Here is a 20,811-nt window from a genome sequence, read left to right on the forward strand (position 1 = left end):
CACTAACGGATGCAAGGACGTGTTACCGTTAGGTCGTGTTGCTCACGCCCGACGAACCCCGGCCGGTCCTGCTCATGAACACGATCTGGGCGAACCGGTCGCAGGTGAACGACGACCTGGTGACCGTCGCTGGGCTGAACGGGTTCCTCGGGTTCGCCGCCGGTGAGACCGGCGAGGACGACCTGCGCGCGTTCCGCACGCTCCGCCAGGCCCTGCGGGACCTCGCCGCCGTGCTGACGCAGGACACGCGTGCGGTCGCCCAGGACCGCGACCTCGCGCGGGCCGTCACCGACCTCAACCTCGCCGCCAAGCGCGCCACCGAGTGGCCGCAGCTCGCGGAGGAAGACGGAAAACTGGTGCGGCGCAACGAAGTCGGCGGTTCGCGGGTCGACCGCGCGCTGGCCTCTATCGCGGCCGAGGCGGTGGAGCTGTTCACCGGCGAGCAGCAGGTGCTGTTGCGAGCCTGTTACGCGCCAGGGTGTGTGCTCTACTTCGTGAAGGACCACCCGCGGCGGGAATGGTGCTCACCGGGCTGCGGCAACCGGGTCCGCGCGGCCAGGCACTACCGGCGCAACCGGGCGGGCGAGTGAGCGAACCGCCTGGTCCGAACGGGTTTTCCTGATCGCACGGCCTACACGTGAGCCGCCCGAGTTCCGATAAGTGGACAAGGGAGCGCTTTTTTGTGTGGTGGTGATCCGCGATGTCCCGAGAATCCGTACCAGGCCACGACATCAGCTATCACCTCGTCTGCTTCGACGAGACCGGCAACGAGCGGGGGCACGACAGCGCGGACGTCTTACGTGACGCACGCGCCGGTGTCACCGATGTTTTCTTCTTCGTGCACGGGTGGAACGGTGACGTCCCGGCCGCCCGGCACCAGTACGGCCAGTGGGTCGCGACGATGGCCGCCTGCGGGGCGGAACGTGCGGCGGCGCACCGGCTTCCGGGCGGGTTCCGCGCACTGCTGGTCGGCCTGCACTGGCCGTCGAAGGCGTGGGGCGACGAGGACGTCAGGTCGGAGGAGTTCGTCAGGGCCTCGGCCGCGCGGCTCGGCGGGGGAGCGGCCCGCACGGCCGCGGTGCGCACGATCGTGCAGGCCGCACTGCACCACCCGTGCCGGATGTCGCCCGCCGTCAAGGAGGCCTACGTCTACCTCGAAGGCTCGGTGCCGGACCTGCCGGGCGAGGACGGGATGCCGTTCGACCCCCAGCAGCTCTACCGCGCGTGCCTGGAGGACCCCGCGCTCGGCGGCATCCTGTCGCCGTTGCGGATCCTGACGTTCTGGAAGATGAAACGGCGCGCGCGGGTGTTCGGCGACAGCGGTGCGGCCCGGATCGCCCGCGAGGTCGCCCAGGTCGCACCGGACGCGCGCATCCACCTGATGGGCCACAGCTTCGGCTGCATCACCGCGACCGCCATGGCGACCGCGGTGCCGGCGGCGACGCTCACCCTGGTGCAGGGCGCGATGTCGCTGTGGTCGTTCGCGGAACGGCTGCCAGACGAACCGGGAGCCGGTCACTTCCGCGGCGTGCTCGGCCGGGTGCCCGGCCCTATCGTCGTGACCACCTCGGCGCACGACCACGCGATCGGCCGGTTCTACCCGCTGGCCGCGCGGTCGGGCCGGCAGCTCGACCTCGACGCGTACCCGAAGTACGGCGGCATCGGAGCCCATGGCGTGCAAGGCACCTACGTCCACGGCCACCACGTCGGGTCGGTCGGCGACCTGGTCAGGGGTCAGGTGCACAACGTCGACTGCTCGTCGGTGATCCGCCGCGGCGACGGGATCGCGGGTGCGCACAACGACATCTGCCACCCGGAGCTGGCACGCGTGCTGTGGCGGGCCGTGCTGGCCCGCTGACGGGGTCGTGCCCGTCCCGTGCCGCGGGCTCGACCCCCGCGCGGCACGGGACGGGCACGGTCACCCCGTGCCCAGTCGCAGGACCACCTGCGGCACCAGCGTGCTGCCCAGGCACGGGCGCAGGTCCGCGCGCAACGCGGACAGGCTCACCGGCGGCTGCGCGGGCAGCACCGCCGCACCGACCGTCGCCGCCGTCAGGACGACCCGCTGCATCGCCTGCCCCGCACGGATCTCCGCCGCGGCGCCCTGCGCGAACGTGCACAGCACCAGGTCCTGCCCACCGGGTGTCACGTGCAGCCACGCGCGTTCCACCTCCGCGGCCCGCGACAGCAGCCCGCGCCAGGGGCCCACCCCGGGGAACGTCGTCCACGTGCGACGGTTTGCGCGCAGGGCGTGCATCAGCGCGAGCACGTCCGGGTCCGGGTCCTGGTGCCCGCCCAGCCGCACGGCCGCGGCGGCGTCGTGCGCACCGGCCCCCGGCAGCAGCGTCACCAGTGGGCGGATCCCGTGGCCCTGCAACGCCAGCCGGACGTTCAGCAGCGCCACACCGCACGCGATCCTGGCCTCCCGGCTGTGCGGGCTCGTGGTGTGCAGCTCGATCCGCTCGGGCCGCACCTCGAACCGGACCTGCGGCGCGGCCTGCGTGGCGAGCGCGAGCACCCCGCGCACGTCCTCACCCGCCAGTCCGAGCGATTCGGGCACGACGGTGGTCATGCCCTCACTGTCCGGGCAGCGCGGTGCGCGGACCACGGCCGAAGGTCCTCACTTGCCAGGGCCGTGTGATCGCGGGATGTGTGCGACGCTAGCGGCGTGCCCACCCCTCCCGGCCACCGTGACCTCGACGAACTGCTCGACGAGGTGCGGGATCGCATGGACGAGATCGTCACCACCCGTGACCACATGCAGGAGCTGCTCGGCGCCGTCCTCGCCGTGGCGTCCGGGCTGGAGCTCGACTCGACGTTGCAGCGGATCGTGCAGGCCGCCGTCGACCTCGTCGGCGCCCGCTACGGCGCGCTGGGCGTGCTGGGGACACGCGACGACCTGTCCGAGTTCGTCCATGTGGGCGTGGACGCGGAGACGAGCGCGAAGATGGGCCACCTGCCAGAGGGCAAGGGCCTGCTGGGGCTGCTGATCAAGGACCCGACCCCGTTGCGGCTGCACGACCTGGCCCGGCACGACATGTCGGTCGGCTTCCCGCCGAACCACCCGCCGATGCACAGCTTCCTCGGCGTGCCGGTGCGGGTGCGCGACGAGGTCTTCGGCAACCTCTACATGACCGAGAAGATCGACGCCGCCGAGTTCACCGCCGACGACGAGGCGGTCCTGCAGGCACTGGCCGCGGCGGCGGGCATCGCGATCGACAACGCCCGGCTGTTCGAGAAGTCCCGGATGCGGGAACGGTGGCTGGAGGCCATCGGCGAGGTCAACTCCGAGCTGCTGGGCGGCGCGTCCGGTGAGTACGCGCTGCGCCTGATCACCCAGCGGACCGTGGAGCTGGCCTCCGCCGACGCGGCGCTGGTGGTGCTCGGCGACGGCCGGCACACCCCGCTCGCGGTGGCCGCGAACGCGGGCGCGCGGCTCGGCGACTTCGACCCCGCCGACTACGCCCTCGACGAGGTGGTCCGCACCGGAACACCCCTGCTGTCCGACGACCTCACCGCCGCCTTCGGCTCCGTGCTCGCGGTGCCGCTGCGGTCGGGTTCCGCCGTCACCGGCGCCCTGGTCGTGCTGCGCCGCGGCACCGAGTCCCGCTTCCTGCCCGACCAGGTCCCGATGCTGGCCTCGTTCGCCGACCAGGCGGCGGTGGCACTGGAGTTCGCGGAACAGCAACGCTCCCAACGGTTGCTGTACGTGCTGGAGGACCGCGACCGCATCGCCCGCGACCTGCACGACCACGTGATCCAGCGGTTGTTCGTCACCGGGCTGACCCTGCAGGCCACCCTGCGCCGCATCACCGAACCGGAGGTCGCCGCCCGCCTGCGCACCGCCGTGGAGCAGCTCGACGAGACCGTGCGCGAGATCCGCACCTCGATCTTCGACCTGCACTCGACCGACAACACCTCGCTGCGCCGCCGCCTGCTCGACCTCGTCGCCGGCCTGACCGAGTCCACGCACCTGTCCCCGGCCGTGCGGATGTCCGGCACCGTCGACAACTCCGTGCCGCCCGAGCTCGCCGAACACGTCGAGGCCGTGGTGCGCGAGGCCGTCACGAACGCCGTGCGGCACGCGGAGGCCACCGAGCTCACGGTGCTGGTCGACGCGGGCGACGACGTGGTGATCACCGTGCAGGACAACGGGATCGGCATCGCACCCGACGTGGCGCGCAGCGGGCTGCGCAACCTCGCGCACCGGGCGGCGCAGTTCGGCGGCACGTTCGCGGTGCGCGCGGCCGATGGCGGGGGAGCGCGCGTGGTGTGGCGGGTCCCGCTGGACCGGTCGTCCTAGCCCGTTCTAGCGGGGCTTCTCGCCGCCCCTGCGGAACTGCGACGCGAACACCGCCGCCTGCGTGCGGCGCTGCATGCCGAGCTTCGCCAGCAGGTGCGAGACGTAGTTCTTGACGGTCTTCTCCGCGAGGAACATCCGCTCGGCGATCTGCCGGTTCGTCAGCCCCTCGCCGATGAGGTCGAGCACCGTGCGCTCCTGCTCGCTGAGCACGCGCAGCGGGTCGCCCTCCTCGCGTTCGCGGCGGATCCGGTTGAGCAGGGCGCTGGTCGTGCGCGCGTCGAGCAGCGACTGGCCGGCGGCGACCGTGCGGACCGCGTTCACCAGGTCGGCGCCCAGGATCTGCTTGAGCACGAACCCGGAGGCGCCCACCATGATCGCGTCGAACAGGGCCTCGTCGTCGGCGAAGCTCGTCAGCATCAGGCACTGCAGGCCGGGGACGCGGCTGCGCAGCTCCCGGCACAGCTCGATGCCGTTGCCGTCGGGGAGCCGGATGTCGAGCACCGCCACGTCAGCCTGGGCCTCCGGCACCGCGGCCAGCGCCTCCGCGACCGTCGCAGCGTCACCGACCACCTCCAGGTCGGGCTCCTCACCGAGCAGGTCCGCGATGCCGCGGCGGACGATCTCGTGGTCGTCGACGAGGAAAACACGCGTCGCCATGGGGTTCACGGTAGTCCAAGGACACTGCTCCGAGGGGCCTGGAGGCACTCGCCGCACTGGGCCGATCGGGCGTCGTCCGGGGCTGCTGGAACGCGGGAGGCCCGCCCGCTGGAACGCGAAAGGTCCGGGTCGCTGGAAAGCGCCCGGACCTGTCACGACGTGACCGGCTGCGGTCAGCCCTGCTTGATCGCCGAGATCTCGAACTCGAGGACGACCTTCTCGCTCACCAGCACGCCGCCGGTCTCCAGCGCCGCGTTCCAGGTGACGCCGTAGTCCTTGCGGTTGATGGTGTGCGAGCCCTCGAAGCCCACGCGGGTGTTGCCGAACGGGTCCACGGCCACGCCCTCGAACGCGAACGGGATGGTGATCGACTTGGTGACGTCCTTGATGGTCAGGTCACCGGTGATCTCGAAGTTGCCGTCGTCGACCTGCTTCGCGGAGGTCGAGACGAACTTGATCTCCGGGTAGGTCTCGACGTCGAGGAAGTCGTTGGTGGTGAGGTGGCCGTCGCGCTGCGCGTTGCGGGTGTCGATCGTCGCGACCTTCACGGTCACCTCGGCGGTGGTGTTCTCCGGCTTGTCACCGTCGATCTTGATCTTGCCGTCGAACTCGTTGAACGCACCACGAACCTTGGTGACCATCGCGTGGCGGGCGACGAAGCCGATGCGGGAGTGCGACGCGTCGATGACGTAGTCGCCGGTCAGTTCGGAGAGGTTGGTGGGCGTGGTCATCGCGGTATGTCCTTCGGTCGGTCGGGTTGGTTGAACTGTCATCTACCTTGCACCAACCATGGATGATGTGTCAACTATTCCCGTATGCTGAGCGTGTGACCCGATGGCTTGAACCTGAACAACAGCTGGCGTGGCGTGCCTACGTCCGCATGCAAGGGGAGCTGAACGCCCACCTGAGCAGGCAGATGTCCGCCGACTCCGACATTTCCATGGCCGACTTCGCCGTGCTCGTCCAACTGACCGACACGCCGGACGAACGCGTGCGCGTGCTGGAGCTGGCCCGGTCGCTGAACTGGGAGAAGAGCCGCATCTCGCACCACCTCGGACGGATGGTGAAGCGCGGGCTCGTCGCCCGCGAGGGGTGCGCCAGCGACGGGCGCGGCTCCTACGTGGTGCTGACCCAGCAGGGCCGCGCTGCCATCGAGGCGGCGGCGCCCCGGCACGCCGAGACGGTCCACCACCTGGTGTTCGACCTGCTCGGCGACGAGGAGGTCGCGGCGCTGCGGTCGATCTCAGAGAAGATCTTCACGCGGTTAACGACAGGCGAATGTGCGGCGGTAGTCGCTCGGTGCGACGCCGACGACCCGGTGGAAGTGGTGGCGCAGGAGTGCGGCGGTGCCGAAGCCTGACCGGGTCGCCACCGCGTCGACGTCGAGGTCGGTCTCCTCGAGCAGCCGGCGCGCGTGCAGCACCCGTTGGAGTGACAGCCACTTGTTCGGCGTGGTGCCGGTCTCCGCGACGAACCTCCTGGCGAACGTCCGCTCGGACATGACGGCGAGCTTCGCCATCGACGCCACCGTGTGGTTGTCCGCGATCGTGTCGAGCACCTGCTCCAGCACCGGTTCGAGGCTGTCGGCCGAGCAGTCGGGGATGGGCAGCTCCACGAACTGCCGCTGACCGCCGTCGCGCTGCGGCGGCACGACCATCCTGCGCGCGATGGTCGTGGCGACCCTGGTGCCGAGCTCGCGGCGCACCAGGTGCAGGCAGGCGTCGATGCCGGCGGCCGTGCCCGCGCTGGTGATGATGTTGCCGTCGTCGACGAACAGCACGTCCGGGTCGACCTGGGCCCTGGGGAAGCGCTCCTGGAACGCCTTCGTCTCACGCCAGTGGGTGGTGCACCGGCGGTCGTCGAGCAGGCCCGCCTCGCCGAGGATGAACGCCCCGCTGCAGACGCTCAGCAGCGTCGCGTCGGTCTCGCGCAACGTCTTGAGCAGCTTCTCCGGGTAGGCCTCGCGGATCTTGGCCGCGGGCAGCGCGACCAGGTCGGCGTCGAGCAGGGCTTCGAAGCCGTGCTCCGGGGTGATGGAGACACCGGGGACGTCCGTGTGCACCGGCTCGTTCGGGAGCTCGCCGCAGACCCGGAAGTCGATCAGCGGCACGCCCTCCTCGGTCCGGTCGACGCCGAACACCTCGCAGAGCACGCCGAACTCGAACGGCGCGACGCCGCTGATGAGCGGAACCGCCACCGATCGGAGCATGGCAGGATTTTAGCGCGCATCGTCAGATCTGCCACTGTTGGCGGGATTTTGTCGGCCGCAAACTTTCTACATGACTCTTGCAGCGATCCTCCTGGTAGTGGCAGTCCTCGCCGTCTGGCTCGACCGGCACCGCGACCGCAGTGCCGGCCTGGCGGGCTCCTCCGACGTCGTCGACCGCGACCGCATCCGCGTGCGCAACGACATCCGGTACCTCACTTGATGAGCGGCTGCGGTCCCGTGTAGCGGGCGATCGGGCGGATGATCTTCGTGTCCTCGGACTGTTCCAGGGCGTTGGCACACCACCCGATCACCCGGCTGCACGCGAACGTGGGCGTGAACATGTCGCGCGGGATCCCGCACTGCTCCATCACGACACCCGCGTAGAACTCGACGTTCGCGTACAGCTGCCGGCCCGGCTTGAGCTCGGCCAGCAGCTCGGTCACCCGGCGCTCGACCGTCGTCGCGAACTCCGTCAGCGGCGTCGGCCGCTCCAGCGCGATCTCCCTGAGCAGGCGTGCCCGCGGGTCCTCCGTCCGGTAGACGGCGTGACCGAAGCCCATGATCCGGTTGCCCTGCTCGATCTGCTCGCGCACCCAGGCGTCGATGTTGTCCGGCGAGCCGATGAGGTCGAGGCTCTCCAGCGCCCGGTCCGGCGCGCCACCGTGCAGCGGCCCGGAGAACGTGCCGATCGCCGCCGTCACCGCCGACACGACGTCAGCTCCCGAGCTCGCGACGACGCGTGCCGTGAACGTTGACGCGTTGAAGCCGTGGTCGATCGTCGCGATCAAGTACTGCTCGACTGCACGACTCGTCCACGTTGACGGCTCCTGTCCAGTCAACATGTACAGCCAGTTCGCCGACGTTGACAGCTCAACCCTGGGGTGGACGGGCTCAAGCCCGAGCTTGAGCCGGTGCAGTGCGGCCAGGATCGTCGGCGTCACAGCACACACGCGCAGCGCGTCGGCCCTGCGTGCCGCCATCGGCGCGTCCCACATCGGCTGCGACGGCAGCAACGACAACGCCGTCCGCAGCCCGGCCAGCGGCGTGACCCCGGCCTGCGCGATGGCGGGCAGCACGGCGGCGATGCCGTCGGGCAGCTCGCGCAGCTCCGCCGTCCGCCGTGCGAACAGCTCGCTCTCCGCCGCGTCCGGCAGCCGGCCCTCGGCGAACAGGAACCACACGTCCTCGAACGACCGGGTCCTGGCCAGCTCGATCGCGTCGTGCTCGCGGTAGTGGTAGTAGCCCGCAGCCCCGTTCACATCCCCGATCAGGGTGGTGGTGACGACGACGTCCTTCAACCCTTTGGGTGCATCAATCAACATGGACAAGAGGCTCCGTCAACCTCCAGGTACAGTCAACGTTGATGGAATCAATGCTGACGACAATCCAGACCGCTCGCCGCCTCGGCGTGAAGCCGGCGACGGTGTACGCCTACGTCAGCCGCGGCCTGCTGACCAGCACGAAGCTGAACCGCGCGAGCATGTTCGACGTCGCCGAGGTCGAGGCCCTGGCGCAGCGCACTGGTGCGCGCGGAGCAGTGGCCGCTGTGACCGATCGCATCCGCACCCGCATCTCCCTGCTGGAGCACGACCGGCTGTTCTACCGCGGCCGCTCCGCCGTCGAGCTGAGCGGGACGCGCCGGTTCGAGGACGTGGCGCAGTGGCTGTGGACCGCCGTGGAGACCACCGGTGTCGAGTTCCCCGAGGGCCAGGAGATCTGGATGGCCCTCCCCGACAGCGCGACCCTCACCGACCGCGTCCGCGTGGCCGTGGCCCTCGCCGGCGCCGGCGACCCGCTGCGCTTCGACCTCGACCGCGCCGTCTCGACCGCCAAGGCCCTCATCGCCGACGTCGTCGAGTCCCTCCCGCTCATCCAACGCCCGCAGGGCACCGACATCGCCGACCGACTCTGGGCCCGCCTGTCACCCGAACCGCCCCAGCCCGCCGTCCTCAACGCGGCCCTGGTCCTGCTCGCCGACCACGACCTGGCCGTCTCCACGATGGCCGCCAGGGTCGCCGCCTCCGCCCGCGCCCACCCGTACGCCGTGGTGTCCGCGGGCCTCGGCGCCATGGAGGGCCAGAAGCACGGCACCGCCAGCACCCTCACCCACCGCTTCCTCCTGCAAGCCGCCCCCGACCCGATGGCCGCGGTGGCCGAACGCCTGCGCGCAGGCGAGCCGATCCCCGGCTTCGGCCACGCCGTCTACGAACGCCACGACCCCCGCGCCGACCACCTGCTCGCCCTCCTGCGCACCCACGGCGACGCCGACCTGGTGGCGGACCGCGTCATCGCCACCCAACCACTCACGTTCCCCAACGTCGACCTGGCCCTCGCCCAACTCGGGGTCACGTTCCAGATGTCCCCCGACGCCGGCGAGGCGATCTTCGCGATCGCCCGGATCGTCGGCTGGATCGCGCACGCGATCGAGGAGTACGCCGAGCCGGGGCTGCGGTTCCGGACGCTGGGCGTGTACACGGGCGACCGCCCGTAGCCGCCCGGCGCAACCGTCGCGGTAGCCGCCAGGACAGCTGGCGAGGTAACTGCCGGGACAGTTTCGGAGCAGCCGTCGGGGCAGACGCCAGGGCAGCTGTCGGGCGCGGGTGCGCGGCACGGGCGTCGGGGCGCGCAGTTGGGCACGGCACCGGGCGCTGGACGGTGCGGTTGGGCACGGCACGGACGCTGGGCAGTGCGCTTGCATGTCGGCGGCGAGCCGGTGGGCGCGCCTCGCCTGCACCGTCGCTCGTGTCGCCCCGGCCCGACGCGGCCGCTGTCAGCTCGTGCTGCGCTGGCCGCATCGCCGTGCTTGCGCCGCCTTGCTTGCGCCGCTCCGCCCGCGCCATGCTGGCAGCGTTGCCTCGCGCCGCTCCGCCCGAGCTCTCTTACGCCGCGCTGACGATGCCACCCCGCTTGTGCCGCGCCGTCCGCCCGCGCCGCCCAGCCAACCCCGCGCCGCCCAGCCAACCCCGCGCCGTCCGGCCTGCCCCCGCGTTGCTTGCTCCACGCCGCCCTGCCTGCACCACGCCGCGCCGCGCCGCGTGGGGGCGGGTGCGGTCGGCCTTGCGTTCGCGGCGCGGGTGATCAGCGCACGCCGAGGCGCTTCAGGACGCTCGTCGTGATGCCCGCGGCGTCCAGGCCGTGGGCGCGCAGGATGCGGGCGCGGGAGTCGTGCGGCAGGAAGCGCGGGGGCAGGGCGAACGTCGCCACGCACGTCGGGCCGCCTGCCAGCGCCTGGCCCAGGCGGGCGCCCAGCGCGCCTGTCGAGGTGGTGTCCTCCACGGCCAGCACCAGGCGGAAACCGCTGCTGTACTTCACGAGGTGCGGGTCCAGCGGCGCGGTCCAGCGCGGGTCGACGACCGTGACACGGACGTCGTGTGCGGCCAACTCCTCCGCGGCTGCGAGGCACGGGCCGGCGAGTGGGCCGACCGCGACCAGCAGGACGTCGGCGTCCGGGGTCTCGTGCAGCACGTCGAAGTGGCCCACCCGCCGCACCGCGGGCACGTCGGGGCCGGCGGACGCCTTCGGGTAGCGCACGACCGTCGGGCCGTCGGAGACGTCGACCGCCTCGCGCAGCAACGCGGCCAGCGACGCCGGGTCCCGTGGTGCGGCCAGGCGCAGGCCCGGCACCACGGGCAGCACGGAGGCGTCCCACATGCCGTGGTGCGAGGCACCGTCCGGGCCCGTGACACCCGCGCGGTCGAGCACGAACGTCACCGGCAACCGGTGCAGCGCCACGTCCATCAGCAGCTGGTCGAAGGCGCGTGACAGGAACGTCGCGTAGACGGCGACCACCGGGTGCAGGCCGCCCATCGCCATGCCCGCCGCCGACGTCACGGCGTGCTGCTCGGCGATGCCGACGTCGAACACCCGGGACGGGAAGCGCGCAGAGAACGGCCGCAGGCCGACGGGTTCGAGCATCGCCGCGGTCACGCACACCACGTCGGGCCGGTCGGCGCCGATCGCCACGATTTCGTCGGAGAACACGTCGGTCCACGTGCGTGCCGAGGTGGTACCGGCCGCGCCGACCGCGTGCATGCGGTCCGCCTCGTCGGCCTCGGCCGCGTCGTACCCCTTGCCCTTCACCGTCCTGCAGTGCACGACCACGGGACGGCCCAGCGACTTGGCCTCCCACAGGGCGTTCTCGACGGCGTGCACGTCGTGCCCGTCGACCTCGCCGAGGTAGGCCAGGCCCAGCGCCTCGAACAGGCAGCGCGCCGTGCCGTCGAGCAACGACGCCGCGAGCCCGCCGGCCGTCGGGTCGTAGGAACGGCCGTTGTCGTTCAGCAGCACCACGACCGGCCGCGACGACCCGCCGATGTTGTTCAGCGCCTCCCAGCACATGCCGCCGGTCAGCGCGCCGTCACCGACGACCGCCACCACCCGCCGGTCGACGCCGCCGAGCTCGAACGCCTTCGCCAGACCGTCCGCATAGGACAGTGCGGTGGAGGCGTGCGAGTTCTCGACGACGTCGTGCGCCGACTCGGCCGCGGACGGGTAGCCGGACAGGCCACCGGCCTGCCGCAGCGAGTCGAAGTCGGCGCGGCGACCGGTCAGCAGCTTGTGCACGTACGACTGGTGCCCGGTGTCGAACAGCACGACGTCGACCGGGGACGAGAACACCCGGTGCACCGCGATCGTCAGCTCCACCGCGCCCAGGTTCGGGCCGAGGTGCCCGCCGGTGCGGTGCACCTTGGCGATGAGGAACGACCGGATCTCCGCGGCCAGCCGCGCCAGCTCGGACGAGGACAGCGCCCGCACGTCCGCGGGCGAGGTGATGTCAGCCAGCACGGCGCACCGCCAGCGGCAGTGTGAACGAGATCGTCTCGGTCGCCGTCGTGTGCGTGGACACCGACACCGTGCCCAGCGCCTCCAACGCCGCCACCACCTCGTCGACCAGCTCCGGTGGCGCCGACGCACCCGCTGACAGGCCCACCGTCGTCACGCCCTCCAGCCACGCCGGGTCGATCTCCGAGGCGTCGTCGACCAGGTGCGCGGGGGTGCCGGTGCGGGCGGCCAGTTCCACCATCCGCACCGAGTTCGACGAGTTGCGCGACCCCACCACGAGCACGAGGTCGGACTGCGCGGCCACCTCCCGGATCGCGATCTGCCGGTTCGTGGTGGCGTAGCAGATGTCGTCCGAACCGGGACCGCGCACGTGCGGGAACCGCCGCCGCAGCGCCGCGACCACCTCGGACGTCTCGTCGACCGCCAGCGTCGTCTGCGTCAGGTACGACACCGGGCCGGTGATCTCCAGCGCCTCGACGTCGGCGACGGTCTCCACGAGCACCATCCGGTCGGGCGCCTCGCCCAGCGTGCCCTCGACCTCCTCGTGCCCGGCGTGTCCGATGAGGACGATCGTGTCACCGCGGGCGGCGAACCGCCGCGCCTCCGCGTGCACCTTGGTCACCAGCGGGCAGGTCGCGTCCAGCACCTCCAGCGACCGCTCCGCGGCCTCGGCCCGCACAGCGGGGGAGACGCCGTGCGCGGAGAAGACGGCCGTGGCACCGGGCGGAACCTCCGACAGCTCCTCCACGAACACGGCGCCGCGGGCCTCCAGACCGCGCACCACGTGGACGTTGTGCACGATCTGCTTGCGCACGTAGATCGGGCCACCGCGCTGGTCGAGCAGTCGTTCCACGATCTCGACGGCCCGCTCCACCCCGGCGCAGAACGACCGGGGTGAGGCGAGCAGCACCGAACGCGGCGGGTGTTCCGTCATCGGGCGCCTTCCGGGGAAGAGGGGCGGTCAGTGGTCTCGGTGGGTGACCAGCTGGGCGAGCGTGCCGAGCTCCACGGCCGCCCGCGCGGCCGGCGAGGACTCGCCCAGGTGCAGCAACGCCCGCGTGTGCAGCTCGTCGGCCTGCTCCTGGCTCCACGCCCGCCCGCCGGCGGAGTCGACCAGCGAGGCCGCCAGCGCCAGCTCGGCCGCAGACAGCTCGCCCGCCCGGAAGTACAGCGCCGCCAGCTGCTCCGACGCGGGCGTGCCGGCCGTGAGCGCCCGCACCACCGGCAGCGACTTCTTGCGGCTGTGCAGGTCGGTGTGCGCGGCCTTGCCCGTCACCGCCGGGTCGCCCCAGATGCCGAGCAGGTCGTCCACGTGCTGGAACGCGAGCCCGAGCTGGGTGCCGTAGCCGCGCAGCGACTCGACCTGCCCGTCGGTCCCGCCGCCGTACAGCGCGCCCAGCGCGGTCGAGGCACCCAGCAACGCGCCGGTCTTGCCCAGCGCCATCGTGACCACCTCGGGCACCACCACGTCCGTGCGGTTCTCGAAGTCGAGGTCGTGCGCCTGCCCGTCGAGCAACGCGACGACCGCGTCGCCCAGCAGCCGGATCGCCTCCAGCGCCCGCGGGTGCCCGGACGCCGCGAGGACGTCCACCGCGAGCGCCTGCAGCGCGTCACCGGCCAGGATCGCCGCGTTGACGCCGAACACGGTCCACGCCGTGGCGCGGTGGCGGCGGGTCTCGTCACCGTCCATCACGTCGTCGTGCAGCAGCGAGAAGTTGTGGATCAGCTCCACCGCCACCGCCGCCGGGATGGCGGCCGCCGCCTTGCCGCCGACGGCCTCGGCCGCCAGCAGCACCATCGCCGGCCGGATCGCCTTGCCGCTGTTCTCCAGCACCGGGTTGCCGTGCTCGTCGCGCCACCCGAAGTGGTACTCGGCGATCACGCGCATCGACTCGGGCAGCTGACTGACGGCCCTGCGCAGAGCCGGGGTCACCAGGCTCCGGCTCCACGCGAGCACCTCGCCCGCGGGGCGTCCCGCGGCGAGCCGTTCGGTGCTGGGGGAGGACATCTCCGCTGTCATCGCTAGAGACCGATCTCCACGTTCTCCAGCACGCCCAGCGCGTCCGGCACGAGAACGGCGGCCGAGTAGTAGGTCGACACCAGGTACTTGAGCATCGCGTGCTCGTCGACGCCCATGAACCGCACGTTCAGGCCGGGCTCGTACTCGTCGGGGATGCCGGTCTGGCGCAGGCCGACGACGCCCTGCTTCTCCTCGCCCAGGCGCATCGCGATGATCGACGTCGTGCCGTTCTTGCTGACCGGGATCTTGTCGCACGGCGCGATGGGCACGCCCCGCCACGTCTGCATCGGCTTGCCCTCCACCACGGCCGTCGGCGTGTAGAGGCCGCGCTCGGACAGCTGCCGGCCGAACGCCGCGATCGCCCTGGGGTGGGCCAGGATCAGCTTCGTGTTGCGGCGCCGGGAGATCAGCTCGTCCATGTCGTCCGGCGTGACCGGTCCCGACCTGGTGCTGAGCCGCTGCTTGAGGTCGGCGTTGTGCAGCAGGCCGAACTCCCGGTTGTTGATCAGCTCGTGCTCCTGCCGCTCGCGCAGGGCCTCGATGGTGAGCCGCAGCTGGTGCTCGACCTGGTCCATCGGCTGGCTGTAGAGGTCGGCGACGCGGGTGTGCACGCGCAGGACCGTCTGCGCCACCGACAGCTCGTACTCGCGCGGCCGCAGCTCGTAGTCGACGAACGTGCCGGGCAGCACCGGTTCGCCGTCGTGGCCGGAGGCGATGTCGATCTCGGCCTCGCCGTGCTTGTTCTGCGGGTTCGTCGGGTGCGCGAGCTGCTGCTCGATGTGCGTGCGCAACGGCTCGACCTGCTGGTTGAGCTGGTTGAACACCGAGCGCGGCAGCTCGACCACGGTCGTGTGGGTGAGCGCGCGGGCGGTGAAGCTCCACGCCACCTCGGCACCGGACAGCACCTCGTTGTCACCGAAGTGCTCACCGTCGGCCACGGTGCCCAGCGCCACGTCGTCGCCGAACTTGCCGCGACCGGTCTTGGCGACCTTGCCGTGCGCGATCACGACGATGGTGTCCACCGGGGTGCCGCGCTCGGCGATCACCTCGCCCGGCTGGTACTCGCGCTGCTCGAACCGGCTCGCGAGGGCCACCAGCGAGTCCTCGTCCTCGAACCCGCGCAGCAGCGGGAACTCGGCCAGCTCCTGCGGCACCGGGCGCACCTCGGAACCGACGCTGGTGAACGTGACCCGGCCGTCGCCGATCGCGAACGTGAGCCGCCGGTTGACCCGGAAGGCACCACCCTTGGCCTCGACCCACGGCAGCAGTCGCAGCAGCCACCGCGGGGAGATGCCCTGCATCTGCGGCGCGGACTTGGTGGTCGACGAGAGGTTGCGGGCGGCTGCCCTGGAGAGGCTCAGCTGCTTGTCGTCGACCCCGAGACCCGGATCGGTAACAGTCACTGCGAGTCCTGCCAATCTTGTTCAGCGGGAGGAGGGATCAGCGGACCAGCACCGCGGCGGTGCCGAGTCCGGACGGCGCGTGGAACGACCGTCGGGTGGGGGTGGTGGTGGGGCGGTAGCGGCCGGAGCGCTGCGTCCACAGCAGCTCACCGGCCAGCCACGACCGCATGGCCTCGGCGTACCGGGACAGCCCGGCCGTCGCCTCGGCGTCGAGGTCGTACTCGGTGGCCAGGGCAGGCAGCTCGGCCATGATCGTGCCGATCTGCCGCAGCCGCGCCGAGATCAGGTCGCCCACGAGGTCCACGGCCTGCTGCAGCTCGCAGTCGAAGAACTGCCGCACCGCCAGCACCGCGCTGGTCGTGCTGCCGCCGGTGGCGTGCACGCGGTCGTGGTTGAAGAGGTCCATCCGCAGCGACGGGACGTCGCCGAACGAGTCGACCAGCGCCCTCATCGTGGAGTTGCGCAGCAGCTCCTCCGGCAGGTCGGCGCGGGCGGCCTTGCGCACGAGCCGGGCCGACAGCTCACCCATGATCGACCTGCGGCGCATCTCCACCAGGTCGACCGGGTCGGGAACACGGCCCTGGACGGTGTTGTGCAGCTCCCACAGCAGTGCGTCGAGGTAGTCGAGCAGCATCGCGCGGTCGGCCTCGTCGGGGGTGCCGCGGGACAGCAGGTCCGCGAGCCCCCTCTCGGCCGGGTTCACCGCCGGCACCGACGGGTCCGCGAGCACCGCCTTCAGCCGGGCGGCGAACGCCCGGCCGCCCGCGAGGTTGCGCGGCCGCAGGAAGCCGTCGAGGAACGCGTCGTCGACGTAGAAGCCCCAGACGCCCCAGTCGTTGACGTACCGCAGCTCCTCGGCCGGCAGCGCCGGGAACGCCAGCGGCGTGAAGCCGCCGTAGTCCGCGGCGTCGTAGAACGCCTCCGTCCACGGCGAGCCGGTGAACATGCCCATGTCCCGCGCCCACGCCCTGCTGTGCTGCCGGACGCGGTCCACGTGCGGCGAAAGCCGTGCCGCGTAGGGCATCTCGAACTCGGGAAGCTCAACCACGGGCCACCCCGAGCCACGCGCCGGACGTGCCCAGGCCGGTCGGCCCGCGCAGGATCGTGCGGAAGAACGCGCTGTTGCCCGCACCGGAGTCGGACTTGGTGTAGCGACCGGCGTGCAGGTGCCACTCGTGGCCCCCGGACTGCCAGTCCTGCAGCCCCTTCACGTACTTCAGCACGCGGGCCTGCTCGGACGTGTCGGTCCCGTGCTCGGCGAACAGCACCGGCAGCTCGGTGAACACGGTGTTCTCGAACTGGTGCAGGCGGGAGGTGAGCAGCTTGTTCACCGCCTCGACCGCCGTCTGCGTGTCGTGGCCGAAGAACTTCTCGAACACCAGCACACCGTTGGAGTTCTCGCCCTCGCGCAACACTTCCCGCTCGTAGGAGAAGATGTCGTTGCGCAGGTGGATCGCGTCGGAGAACGTGTCGGAGAGGACCCGCAGCGGGCGGGTGCCCGCGATGGACGCGGGCACCTCGGCAGCTTCGGAGACCTCCACCAGGTTCGCCGACCAGGGCGCGCCGCCGACCTTGCGGCGCATCTCGATGTACTCGATCGGGTTGGCGACCGTGCCGCTCTCGATGTTCTTGATCTCCCACATGCACTCGAGCAGCAGGTTGTGGGTGCTCGTGGTGAACCGGCGCCGCCAGTCCTGCGACATCAGCGGAATCGTCCGCTGCCACAGGTCGACGAGACCGCGCTCGGTCGGGTTCTGCGGCTCCGGCCACGGATCGGTGCCGTTGAGCGGCATGAACGCCGGCAGCCGGTCCAGGTAGGCCTTCGCCCCCGCCACGTCCTTGGTCTGCTTGAACTCCGCGAAGAACTCGTCGTCGAAGTAGAAGACCCAGACGTACCAGTCGGTGATGAGGTCGAGGACGTCCGCGGGGGCGTCGGGGTGGGTCCACGCGCACATGAACCCGTAGTCGTCGCCCGCGAGGACCTCCTCGGTCCACACCCCGGTGTCGAGCATCCCCATGTCCCGCGCCCACTGCGTGGAGTGGACGCGGGCCCGTTCGAGGTGCGGGTTCATCCGCGCCGGGTGCGGCACGTAGAACTCCGGCATGGTGAAGGAGGCCAAGACCTACCCCTCGCGACCGAGCTCGACGTGCTCCAGCACGCCGATCGCGTCCGGCACCATGATGGCGGCGGAGTAGTAGGCGCTGACCAGGTAGTTGATGATCGCCTGGTCGTTGATGCCCATGAACCGCACCGACAGGCCCGGCTGGTACTCGTCGGGGATGCCGGTCTGGTGCAGGCCGATGACGCCCTGGTTCTGCTCGCCGACGCGCATGAGCATCACCGACGACGTGCGGGTGTCCGAGATGGGGATCTTGTTGCACGGCAGCACCGGGATGCCGCGCCAGGCAGGCACCTGCTGGCCGTTGAAGTCGATGTGCTGCGGGTAGACGCCGCGCTTGTTGCACTCGCGGCCGAACGCGGCGATGGTGCGCGGGTGGGCCAGGAAGTACGAGGGGTCCTTCCACACCACCGAGAGCAGGTCGTCGAAGTCGTCCGGGGTCGGCGGGCCGGTGCGGGTGTGGATGCGCTGCTTGAGGTCGGCGTTGTGCAGCAGGCCGAACGACCGGTTGTTGACGATCTCGTGTTCCTGGCGTTCGCGCAGGGCCTCGATCGTGAGCCGCAGCTGCTGCTCGACCTGGTCCATCGGGTGGTTGTAGAGGTCCGCGACGCGGGTGTGGACCTGCAGCACGGTCTGCGCGACGCTCAGCTCGTACTCGCGCGGCGAGAGCTCGTAGTCGACGAACGTGCCGGGCAGCACCGGCTCGCCGTCGTGGCCGGCCGCCATGTCGATCTCGGCCTCGCCGTGCTTGTTCTGCGGCTTGTTGCGGCTGTTGTAGGCCTGCTGGATGTGCGCGCGCAGGCCGCCGGCCTCACCGTTGAGGGCCTGGAAGTCCTCCCACGACAGGGTCAGGACGGTGACCGGGGTGACCGCCTTCGCGGTGTACTCCCACTCGCCCTGCGGCCCGGCGAGCACGGTCTCGCCGAAGTACTCGCCGTCGGCGAGGTTGCCCAGGACGGTCTGGCCGCCGTACTCGCCGGTGCCGACCTTGTCGACCTTGCCGTGCGCGATCAGCACGACCTGGTCCTTCGGGCGGCCCTGCTCGACGATGACGTCGCCGACGCGGTACTCGCGCTGCTGGAACCGACCGGCCAGCGCGGCCAGCACGGCGTCGTCGTCGAACCCGCGCAGCAGCGCGAGCTCCGTGAGCTCCATCGGGATGACCCGGATCTCGGAGCCGGTGTTGGTGAACGAGACGCGGCCGTCGCCCAGCGTGTAGGTGAGGCGCCGGTTGACGCGGTAGGCGCCACCCGCCGCCTGCACCCAGGGCAGCACCTTGAGCAGCCAGCGGGAGGTGATTCCCTGCATCTGGGGTACGGACTTGGTGGTCGTGGCCAGATTACGAGCGGCGGCCGTACCCAAACTCAGCTGCTGACGGCCCTCATTGAGGTCAGAATCCGTCACAGTCACAACCTGCACCCACCTATCTCAATGCGCTGATGGACCAATCCGACAAAGGCCGGACTGGACGTTAGTTCTCGCGGATGAGAAGTGGGAAGCGGCCAAGAAGGCGACATTCGGGTGGGTGGTTTACGCCTATGGGTGCTACGCAGGGTACAACTTCTGCCGTACCGGCGACCGTGGTATCGGCAGAAGAGTGAAGAGGCTTGATTCTTCGGAGTTCCGAAGTTGTCACTCGTTTGGTCCTGTAAGACCACTCCATTGTGGTATTGGTGGACGGCAGGACCCTGCTATATGAAACCGCTTCGAATGCAATCGAAATCCACCCGAAGCGGTGTGCGTCAATGCCACTCCCGGGAACTCGTCGCACACTGCGGCGAAAACCCGGTTTTGGGCCGGACGTCATTCGTGCTATTGCGCTCCCGCGGCGTTCAGGAAAGCTTCCAGCTGGCTGACGACGAACGCGTGGTCCTCGGCCTGCGGCAGGCCAGACACGCCGACCGTGCCCACCGGCCCCGTGCCGCGGACGATCACGGGGAACACGCCGCCGTGCGCCGCGTACCGGTCGGGGTCGAGCCGTGACGCCGCCTCGAACGTCGTGCCCTTCTCCCGGAACGACGTGCCCACCTGGAACGAGCTGTGGCCGAACAGCTCGACCACGCGGGCCTTGCGCTCCAGCCACCGGTCGTTGTTCGGCGCGGTGCCGGGCAGGGAGGCGTGGAACAGGCGGTGCCCGCCACGGCACACCGAGATCGCAATGGGCAGGCCCTGCTCGCGAGCCGCCCTGAGCAGGTGCAGGCCCAGTTCGATCGCGGTGTCGTTGTCGAAGGAGCCGAACTGCAGCCGTTCTTCTTGCGCCAAGAGCTCTTCGCTGGTCACAGGGTCACCACCCGGTTGTCGTGTGCGGACGTGAAAGCGGCCTCGATGACCTGCAGCGCGTGCACGGCCCCTGCCGGGTCGACCGGAATCCGCCCGGCCTGCAGCTCGCGGTAGAAGTGCTGGTAGGCGCCGTGTTCGAGGGGCACCTCGGTGGCGTCGCCGAGCACGCCGAGCCGGCCGGTGCGGGGCTCCGCGCCCCAGCCCGGGTCCGTCGGGCGGCCACCGGCGGCGAGCGCGTCCTCCTGCCCGTCCAGGCCGTCGACGACGAACGCGCCCTCGCTGCCCAGGACGCGGAACCTCGGCCCGTGGTGGGCGGCGTGCGCGTTGGCCCACAGGTGCGAGCGGACGCCGTTCTCGTGCGTCAGCGCCACGAACACGTCGTCGTCGACCCGCACGCCGGGGCGGCGCAGGTCGAGCTCGGCGTAGACGTGCCGGACCGGCCCGAACAGCTCCAGGGCCTGGTCGACGAGGTGGGCGCCGAGGTCGTAGAGCAGCCCGCCGGCCTCCTCCGGCGCACCCCGCTCGCGCCAGTTGTCCCAGACCTCGGGCACCCAGCGCTCGAAGCGGGACTCGAACCGGCGGACCTCACCCAGCCGCCCGACGACCTCCCGGACGGTCAGGAAGTCGCTGTCCCAGCGGCGGTTCTGGAAGACCGTCAGCGGCACGCCCTTCGCGCGGGCCGCGTCGACCAGCTCCCGCGCCTCGCTGCTCGTGGGTGCGAACGGCTTGTCGACGACGACCGCGACGCCCTTCTCGACCGCCCGCCGCGCGTACTCCACGTGCGTCCGGTTCGGCGTCGCGACCACCACCAGGTCGAGGTCCATGGCGAACAGCTCGTCCGCGGTGACGATCCGCGCCCCGGGGTGGTCGGCGCGCGCCTGCGCCTGCCGCTCCGGGTTCGCCGTCACGACCGCGGCGAGCTCCATGCCCTCGGTCGAGGTGATGAGCGGGGCGTGGAAGACGCGTCCCGCGATGCCGTACCCCAGCAGTCCTGCCCGTGTCATGGTCCCGATTAAAGCAACGCTGTTGCATAATTG

Annotated in this window: 20 protein-coding genes; 6 read left to right on the forward strand and 14 right to left on the reverse strand. The window is 71.0% G+C overall.

The annotated features are described in order from the left end of the window. Positions 1–35: 35 nt before the first annotated feature. Together AB0A63_RS26980 and AB0A63_RS26985 are read left to right on the forward strand one after the other, a co-directional pair. Positions 36–590: an ABATE domain-containing protein gene (locus AB0A63_RS26980; protein WP_360396292.1), complete on the forward strand. Its 555-nt coding sequence runs from the start codon at positions 36–38 to the stop codon at positions 588–590. A 110-nt stretch (positions 591–700) separates the two neighbouring features. Then, the gene (locus AB0A63_RS26985; RefSeq protein ID WP_360396294.1) at positions 701–1,858 is read left to right on the forward strand and encodes a hypothetical protein; all 1,158 of its coding nucleotides are present in this window, start codon (positions 701–703) and stop codon (positions 1,856–1,858) included. A gap of 60 nt (positions 1,859–1,918) precedes the next feature. Here AB0A63_RS26985 and AB0A63_RS26990 read toward each other — a convergent pair whose 3' ends face one another. Then, positions 1,919–2,572 carry a hypothetical protein gene (locus AB0A63_RS26990; RefSeq protein WP_360396296.1) on the reverse strand — a complete coding sequence of 218 codons (654 nt, stop codon included), beginning with the start codon at positions 2,570–2,572 and terminating at the stop codon, positions 1,919–1,921. 156 nt (positions 2,573–2,728) lie between these two features. On the opposite strand from AB0A63_RS26990, the gene AB0A63_RS26995 reads away from it, so the two are divergent. Continuing rightward, a complete protein-coding gene (locus AB0A63_RS26995; protein WP_360396488.1) occupies positions 2,729–4,303 on the forward strand; it encodes a GAF domain-containing sensor histidine kinase in 1,575 nt (524 codons plus the stop codon). A 6-nt stretch (positions 4,304–4,309) separates the two neighbouring features. Here the strand turns inward: AB0A63_RS26995 and AB0A63_RS27000 are convergent, their stop codons facing one another. Beyond that, on the reverse strand, positions 4,310–4,960 hold the full coding sequence (locus AB0A63_RS27000; RefSeq protein WP_360396298.1) for a response regulator transcription factor: 651 nt from the start codon (positions 4,958–4,960) through the stop codon (positions 4,310–4,312). 173 nt (positions 4,961–5,133) lie between these two features. Next, positions 5,134–5,691, reverse strand: coding sequence for a YceI family protein (locus tag AB0A63_RS27005; protein WP_360396300.1), 558 nt, complete (start codon positions 5,689–5,691; stop codon positions 5,134–5,136). 95 nt (positions 5,692–5,786) lie between these two features. Here AB0A63_RS27005 and AB0A63_RS27010 point away from each other — a divergent pair, with 95 nt between their 5' ends. Then, positions 5,787–6,320 carry a MarR family transcriptional regulator gene (locus AB0A63_RS27010; protein ID WP_360396302.1) on the forward strand — a complete coding sequence of 178 codons (534 nt, stop codon included), beginning with the start codon at positions 5,787–5,789 and terminating at the stop codon, positions 6,318–6,320. Here the strand turns inward: AB0A63_RS27010 and AB0A63_RS27015 are convergent. Beyond that, entirely contained in the window at positions 6,225–7,169 is a 945-nt protein-coding gene (locus tag AB0A63_RS27015; protein WP_360396304.1) for a helix-turn-helix domain-containing protein, read from the reverse strand. The two genes, AB0A63_RS27010 and AB0A63_RS27015, sit on opposite strands and share 96 nt — an antisense overlap. 70 nt (positions 7,170–7,239) lie before the next feature. Here AB0A63_RS27015 and AB0A63_RS27020 point away from each other — a divergent pair, with 70 nt between their 5' ends. Beyond that, complete coding sequence (locus AB0A63_RS27020; protein WP_360396306.1) at positions 7,240–7,389, forward strand: hypothetical protein; 150 nt, start codon at positions 7,240–7,242, stop codon at positions 7,387–7,389. Here the strand turns inward: AB0A63_RS27020 and AB0A63_RS27025 are convergent. Next, entirely contained in the window at positions 7,382–8,491 is a 1,110-nt protein-coding gene (locus tag AB0A63_RS27025) for a citrate/2-methylcitrate synthase (protein WP_360396308.1), read from the reverse strand. The two genes, AB0A63_RS27020 and AB0A63_RS27025, sit on opposite strands and share 8 nt — an antisense overlap. 41 nt (positions 8,492–8,532) lie before the next feature. Here AB0A63_RS27025 and AB0A63_RS27030 point away from each other — a divergent pair, with 41 nt between their 5' ends. Beyond that, entirely contained in the window at positions 8,533–9,660 is a 1,128-nt protein-coding gene (locus tag AB0A63_RS27030) for a citrate synthase (protein WP_360396310.1), read from the forward strand. Between the two features lie 587 nt (positions 9,661–10,247). Here AB0A63_RS27030 and AB0A63_RS27035 read toward each other — a convergent pair. From AB0A63_RS27035 to AB0A63_RS27075, 9 genes are all read right to left on the reverse strand, one after another. Next, complete coding sequence (locus AB0A63_RS27035; protein WP_360396312.1) at positions 10,248–11,954, reverse strand: 1-deoxy-D-xylulose-5-phosphate synthase; 1,707 nt, start codon at positions 11,952–11,954, stop codon at positions 10,248–10,250. Next, positions 11,944–12,885, reverse strand: a complete 942-nt coding sequence (locus AB0A63_RS27040; protein ID WP_360396314.1) for a 4-hydroxy-3-methylbut-2-enyl diphosphate reductase — start codon at positions 12,883–12,885, stop codon at positions 11,944–11,946. Before AB0A63_RS27040 ends, AB0A63_RS27035 begins: the two co-directional genes overlap by 11 nt. A 27-nt stretch (positions 12,886–12,912) precedes the next feature. Continuing rightward, entirely contained in the window at positions 12,913–13,971 is a 1,059-nt protein-coding gene (locus AB0A63_RS27045) for a family 2 encapsulin nanocompartment cargo protein polyprenyl transferase (protein ID WP_360396316.1), read from the reverse strand. A gap of 2 nt (positions 13,972–13,973) precedes the next feature. After that, positions 13,974–15,374: a family 2B encapsulin nanocompartment shell protein gene (locus AB0A63_RS27050; protein ID WP_360396318.1), complete on the reverse strand. Its 1,401-nt coding sequence runs from the start codon at positions 15,372–15,374 to the stop codon at positions 13,974–13,976. Positions 15,375–15,411: 37 nt separating this feature from the next. Next, entirely contained in the window at positions 15,412–16,422 is a 1,011-nt protein-coding gene (locus AB0A63_RS27055) for a hypothetical protein (protein WP_360396320.1), read from the reverse strand. Next, positions 16,415–17,494: a hypothetical protein gene (locus AB0A63_RS27060; RefSeq protein WP_360396322.1), complete on the reverse strand. Its 1,080-nt coding sequence runs from the start codon at positions 17,492–17,494 to the stop codon at positions 16,415–16,417. The genes AB0A63_RS27055 and AB0A63_RS27060 overlap by 8 nt, the downstream gene beginning before the upstream one ends. 3 nt (positions 17,495–17,497) lie before the next feature. Continuing rightward, positions 17,498–18,904 carry a family 2B encapsulin nanocompartment shell protein gene (locus tag AB0A63_RS27065; RefSeq protein ID WP_360396324.1) on the reverse strand — a complete coding sequence of 469 codons (1,407 nt, stop codon included), beginning with the start codon at positions 18,902–18,904 and terminating at the stop codon, positions 17,498–17,500. Between the two features lie 402 nt (positions 18,905–19,306). Then, positions 19,307–19,774 carry a heme-degrading domain-containing protein gene (locus AB0A63_RS27070; protein ID WP_360396326.1) on the reverse strand — a complete coding sequence of 156 codons (468 nt, stop codon included), beginning with the start codon at positions 19,772–19,774 and terminating at the stop codon, positions 19,307–19,309. Continuing rightward, the gene (locus tag AB0A63_RS27075) at positions 19,771–20,778 is read right to left on the reverse strand and encodes a Gfo/Idh/MocA family oxidoreductase (protein ID WP_360396328.1); all 1,008 of its coding nucleotides are present in this window, start codon (positions 20,776–20,778) and stop codon (positions 19,771–19,773) included. Before AB0A63_RS27075 ends, AB0A63_RS27070 begins: the two co-directional genes overlap by 4 nt. Positions 20,779–20,811 lie beyond the last annotated feature (33 nt).

This window comes from Lentzea sp. NPDC042327 (genome assembly GCF_040647275.1).
Taxonomy (GTDB): domain Bacteria; phylum Actinomycetota; class Actinomycetes; order Mycobacteriales; family Pseudonocardiaceae; genus Lentzea.

What these genes read in the sequence shown, in the direction of transcription:
- AB0A63_RS27040 (WP_360396314.1), bottom strand. Translation starts at nt 12,885, where the DNA reads ATGACGGAACACCCGCCGCGTTCGGTGCTGCTCGCCTCACCCCGGTCG.
- AB0A63_RS27075 (WP_360396328.1), bottom strand. Translation starts at nt 20,778, where the DNA reads ATGACACGGGCAGGACTGCTGGGGTACGGCATCGCGGGACGCGTCTTC.
- AB0A63_RS27005 (WP_360396300.1), bottom strand. Translation starts at nt 5,691, where the DNA reads ATGACCACGCCCACCAACCTCTCCGAACTGACCGGCGACTACGTCATC.
- AB0A63_RS27025 (WP_360396308.1), bottom strand. Translation starts at nt 8,491, where the DNA reads ATGTTGATTGATGCACCCAAAGGGTTGAAGGACGTCGTCGTCACCACC.
- AB0A63_RS26990 (WP_360396296.1), bottom strand. Translation starts at nt 2,572, where the DNA reads ATGACCACCGTCGTGCCCGAATCGCTCGGACTGGCGGGTGAGGACGTG.
- AB0A63_RS27000 (WP_360396298.1), bottom strand. Translation starts at nt 4,960, where the DNA reads ATGGCGACGCGTGTTTTCCTCGTCGACGACCACGAGATCGTCCGCCGC.
- AB0A63_RS27030 (WP_360396310.1), top strand. Translation starts at nt 8,533, where the DNA reads ATGGAATCAATGCTGACGACAATCCAGACCGCTCGCCGCCTCGGCGTG.
- AB0A63_RS27015 (WP_360396304.1), bottom strand. Translation starts at nt 7,169, where the DNA reads ATGCTCCGATCGGTGGCGGTTCCGCTCATCAGCGGCGTCGCGCCGTTC.
- AB0A63_RS27045 (WP_360396316.1), bottom strand. Translation starts at nt 13,971, where the DNA reads ATGACAGCGGAGATGTCCTCCCCCAGCACCGAACGGCTCGCCGCGGGA.
- AB0A63_RS26985 (WP_360396294.1), top strand. Translation starts at nt 701, where the DNA reads ATGTCCCGAGAATCCGTACCAGGCCACGACATCAGCTATCACCTCGTC.
- AB0A63_RS27020 (WP_360396306.1), top strand. Translation starts at nt 7,240, where the DNA reads ATGACTCTTGCAGCGATCCTCCTGGTAGTGGCAGTCCTCGCCGTCTGG.
- AB0A63_RS26995 (WP_360396488.1), top strand. Translation starts at nt 2,729, where the DNA reads ATGGACGAGATCGTCACCACCCGTGACCACATGCAGGAGCTGCTCGGC.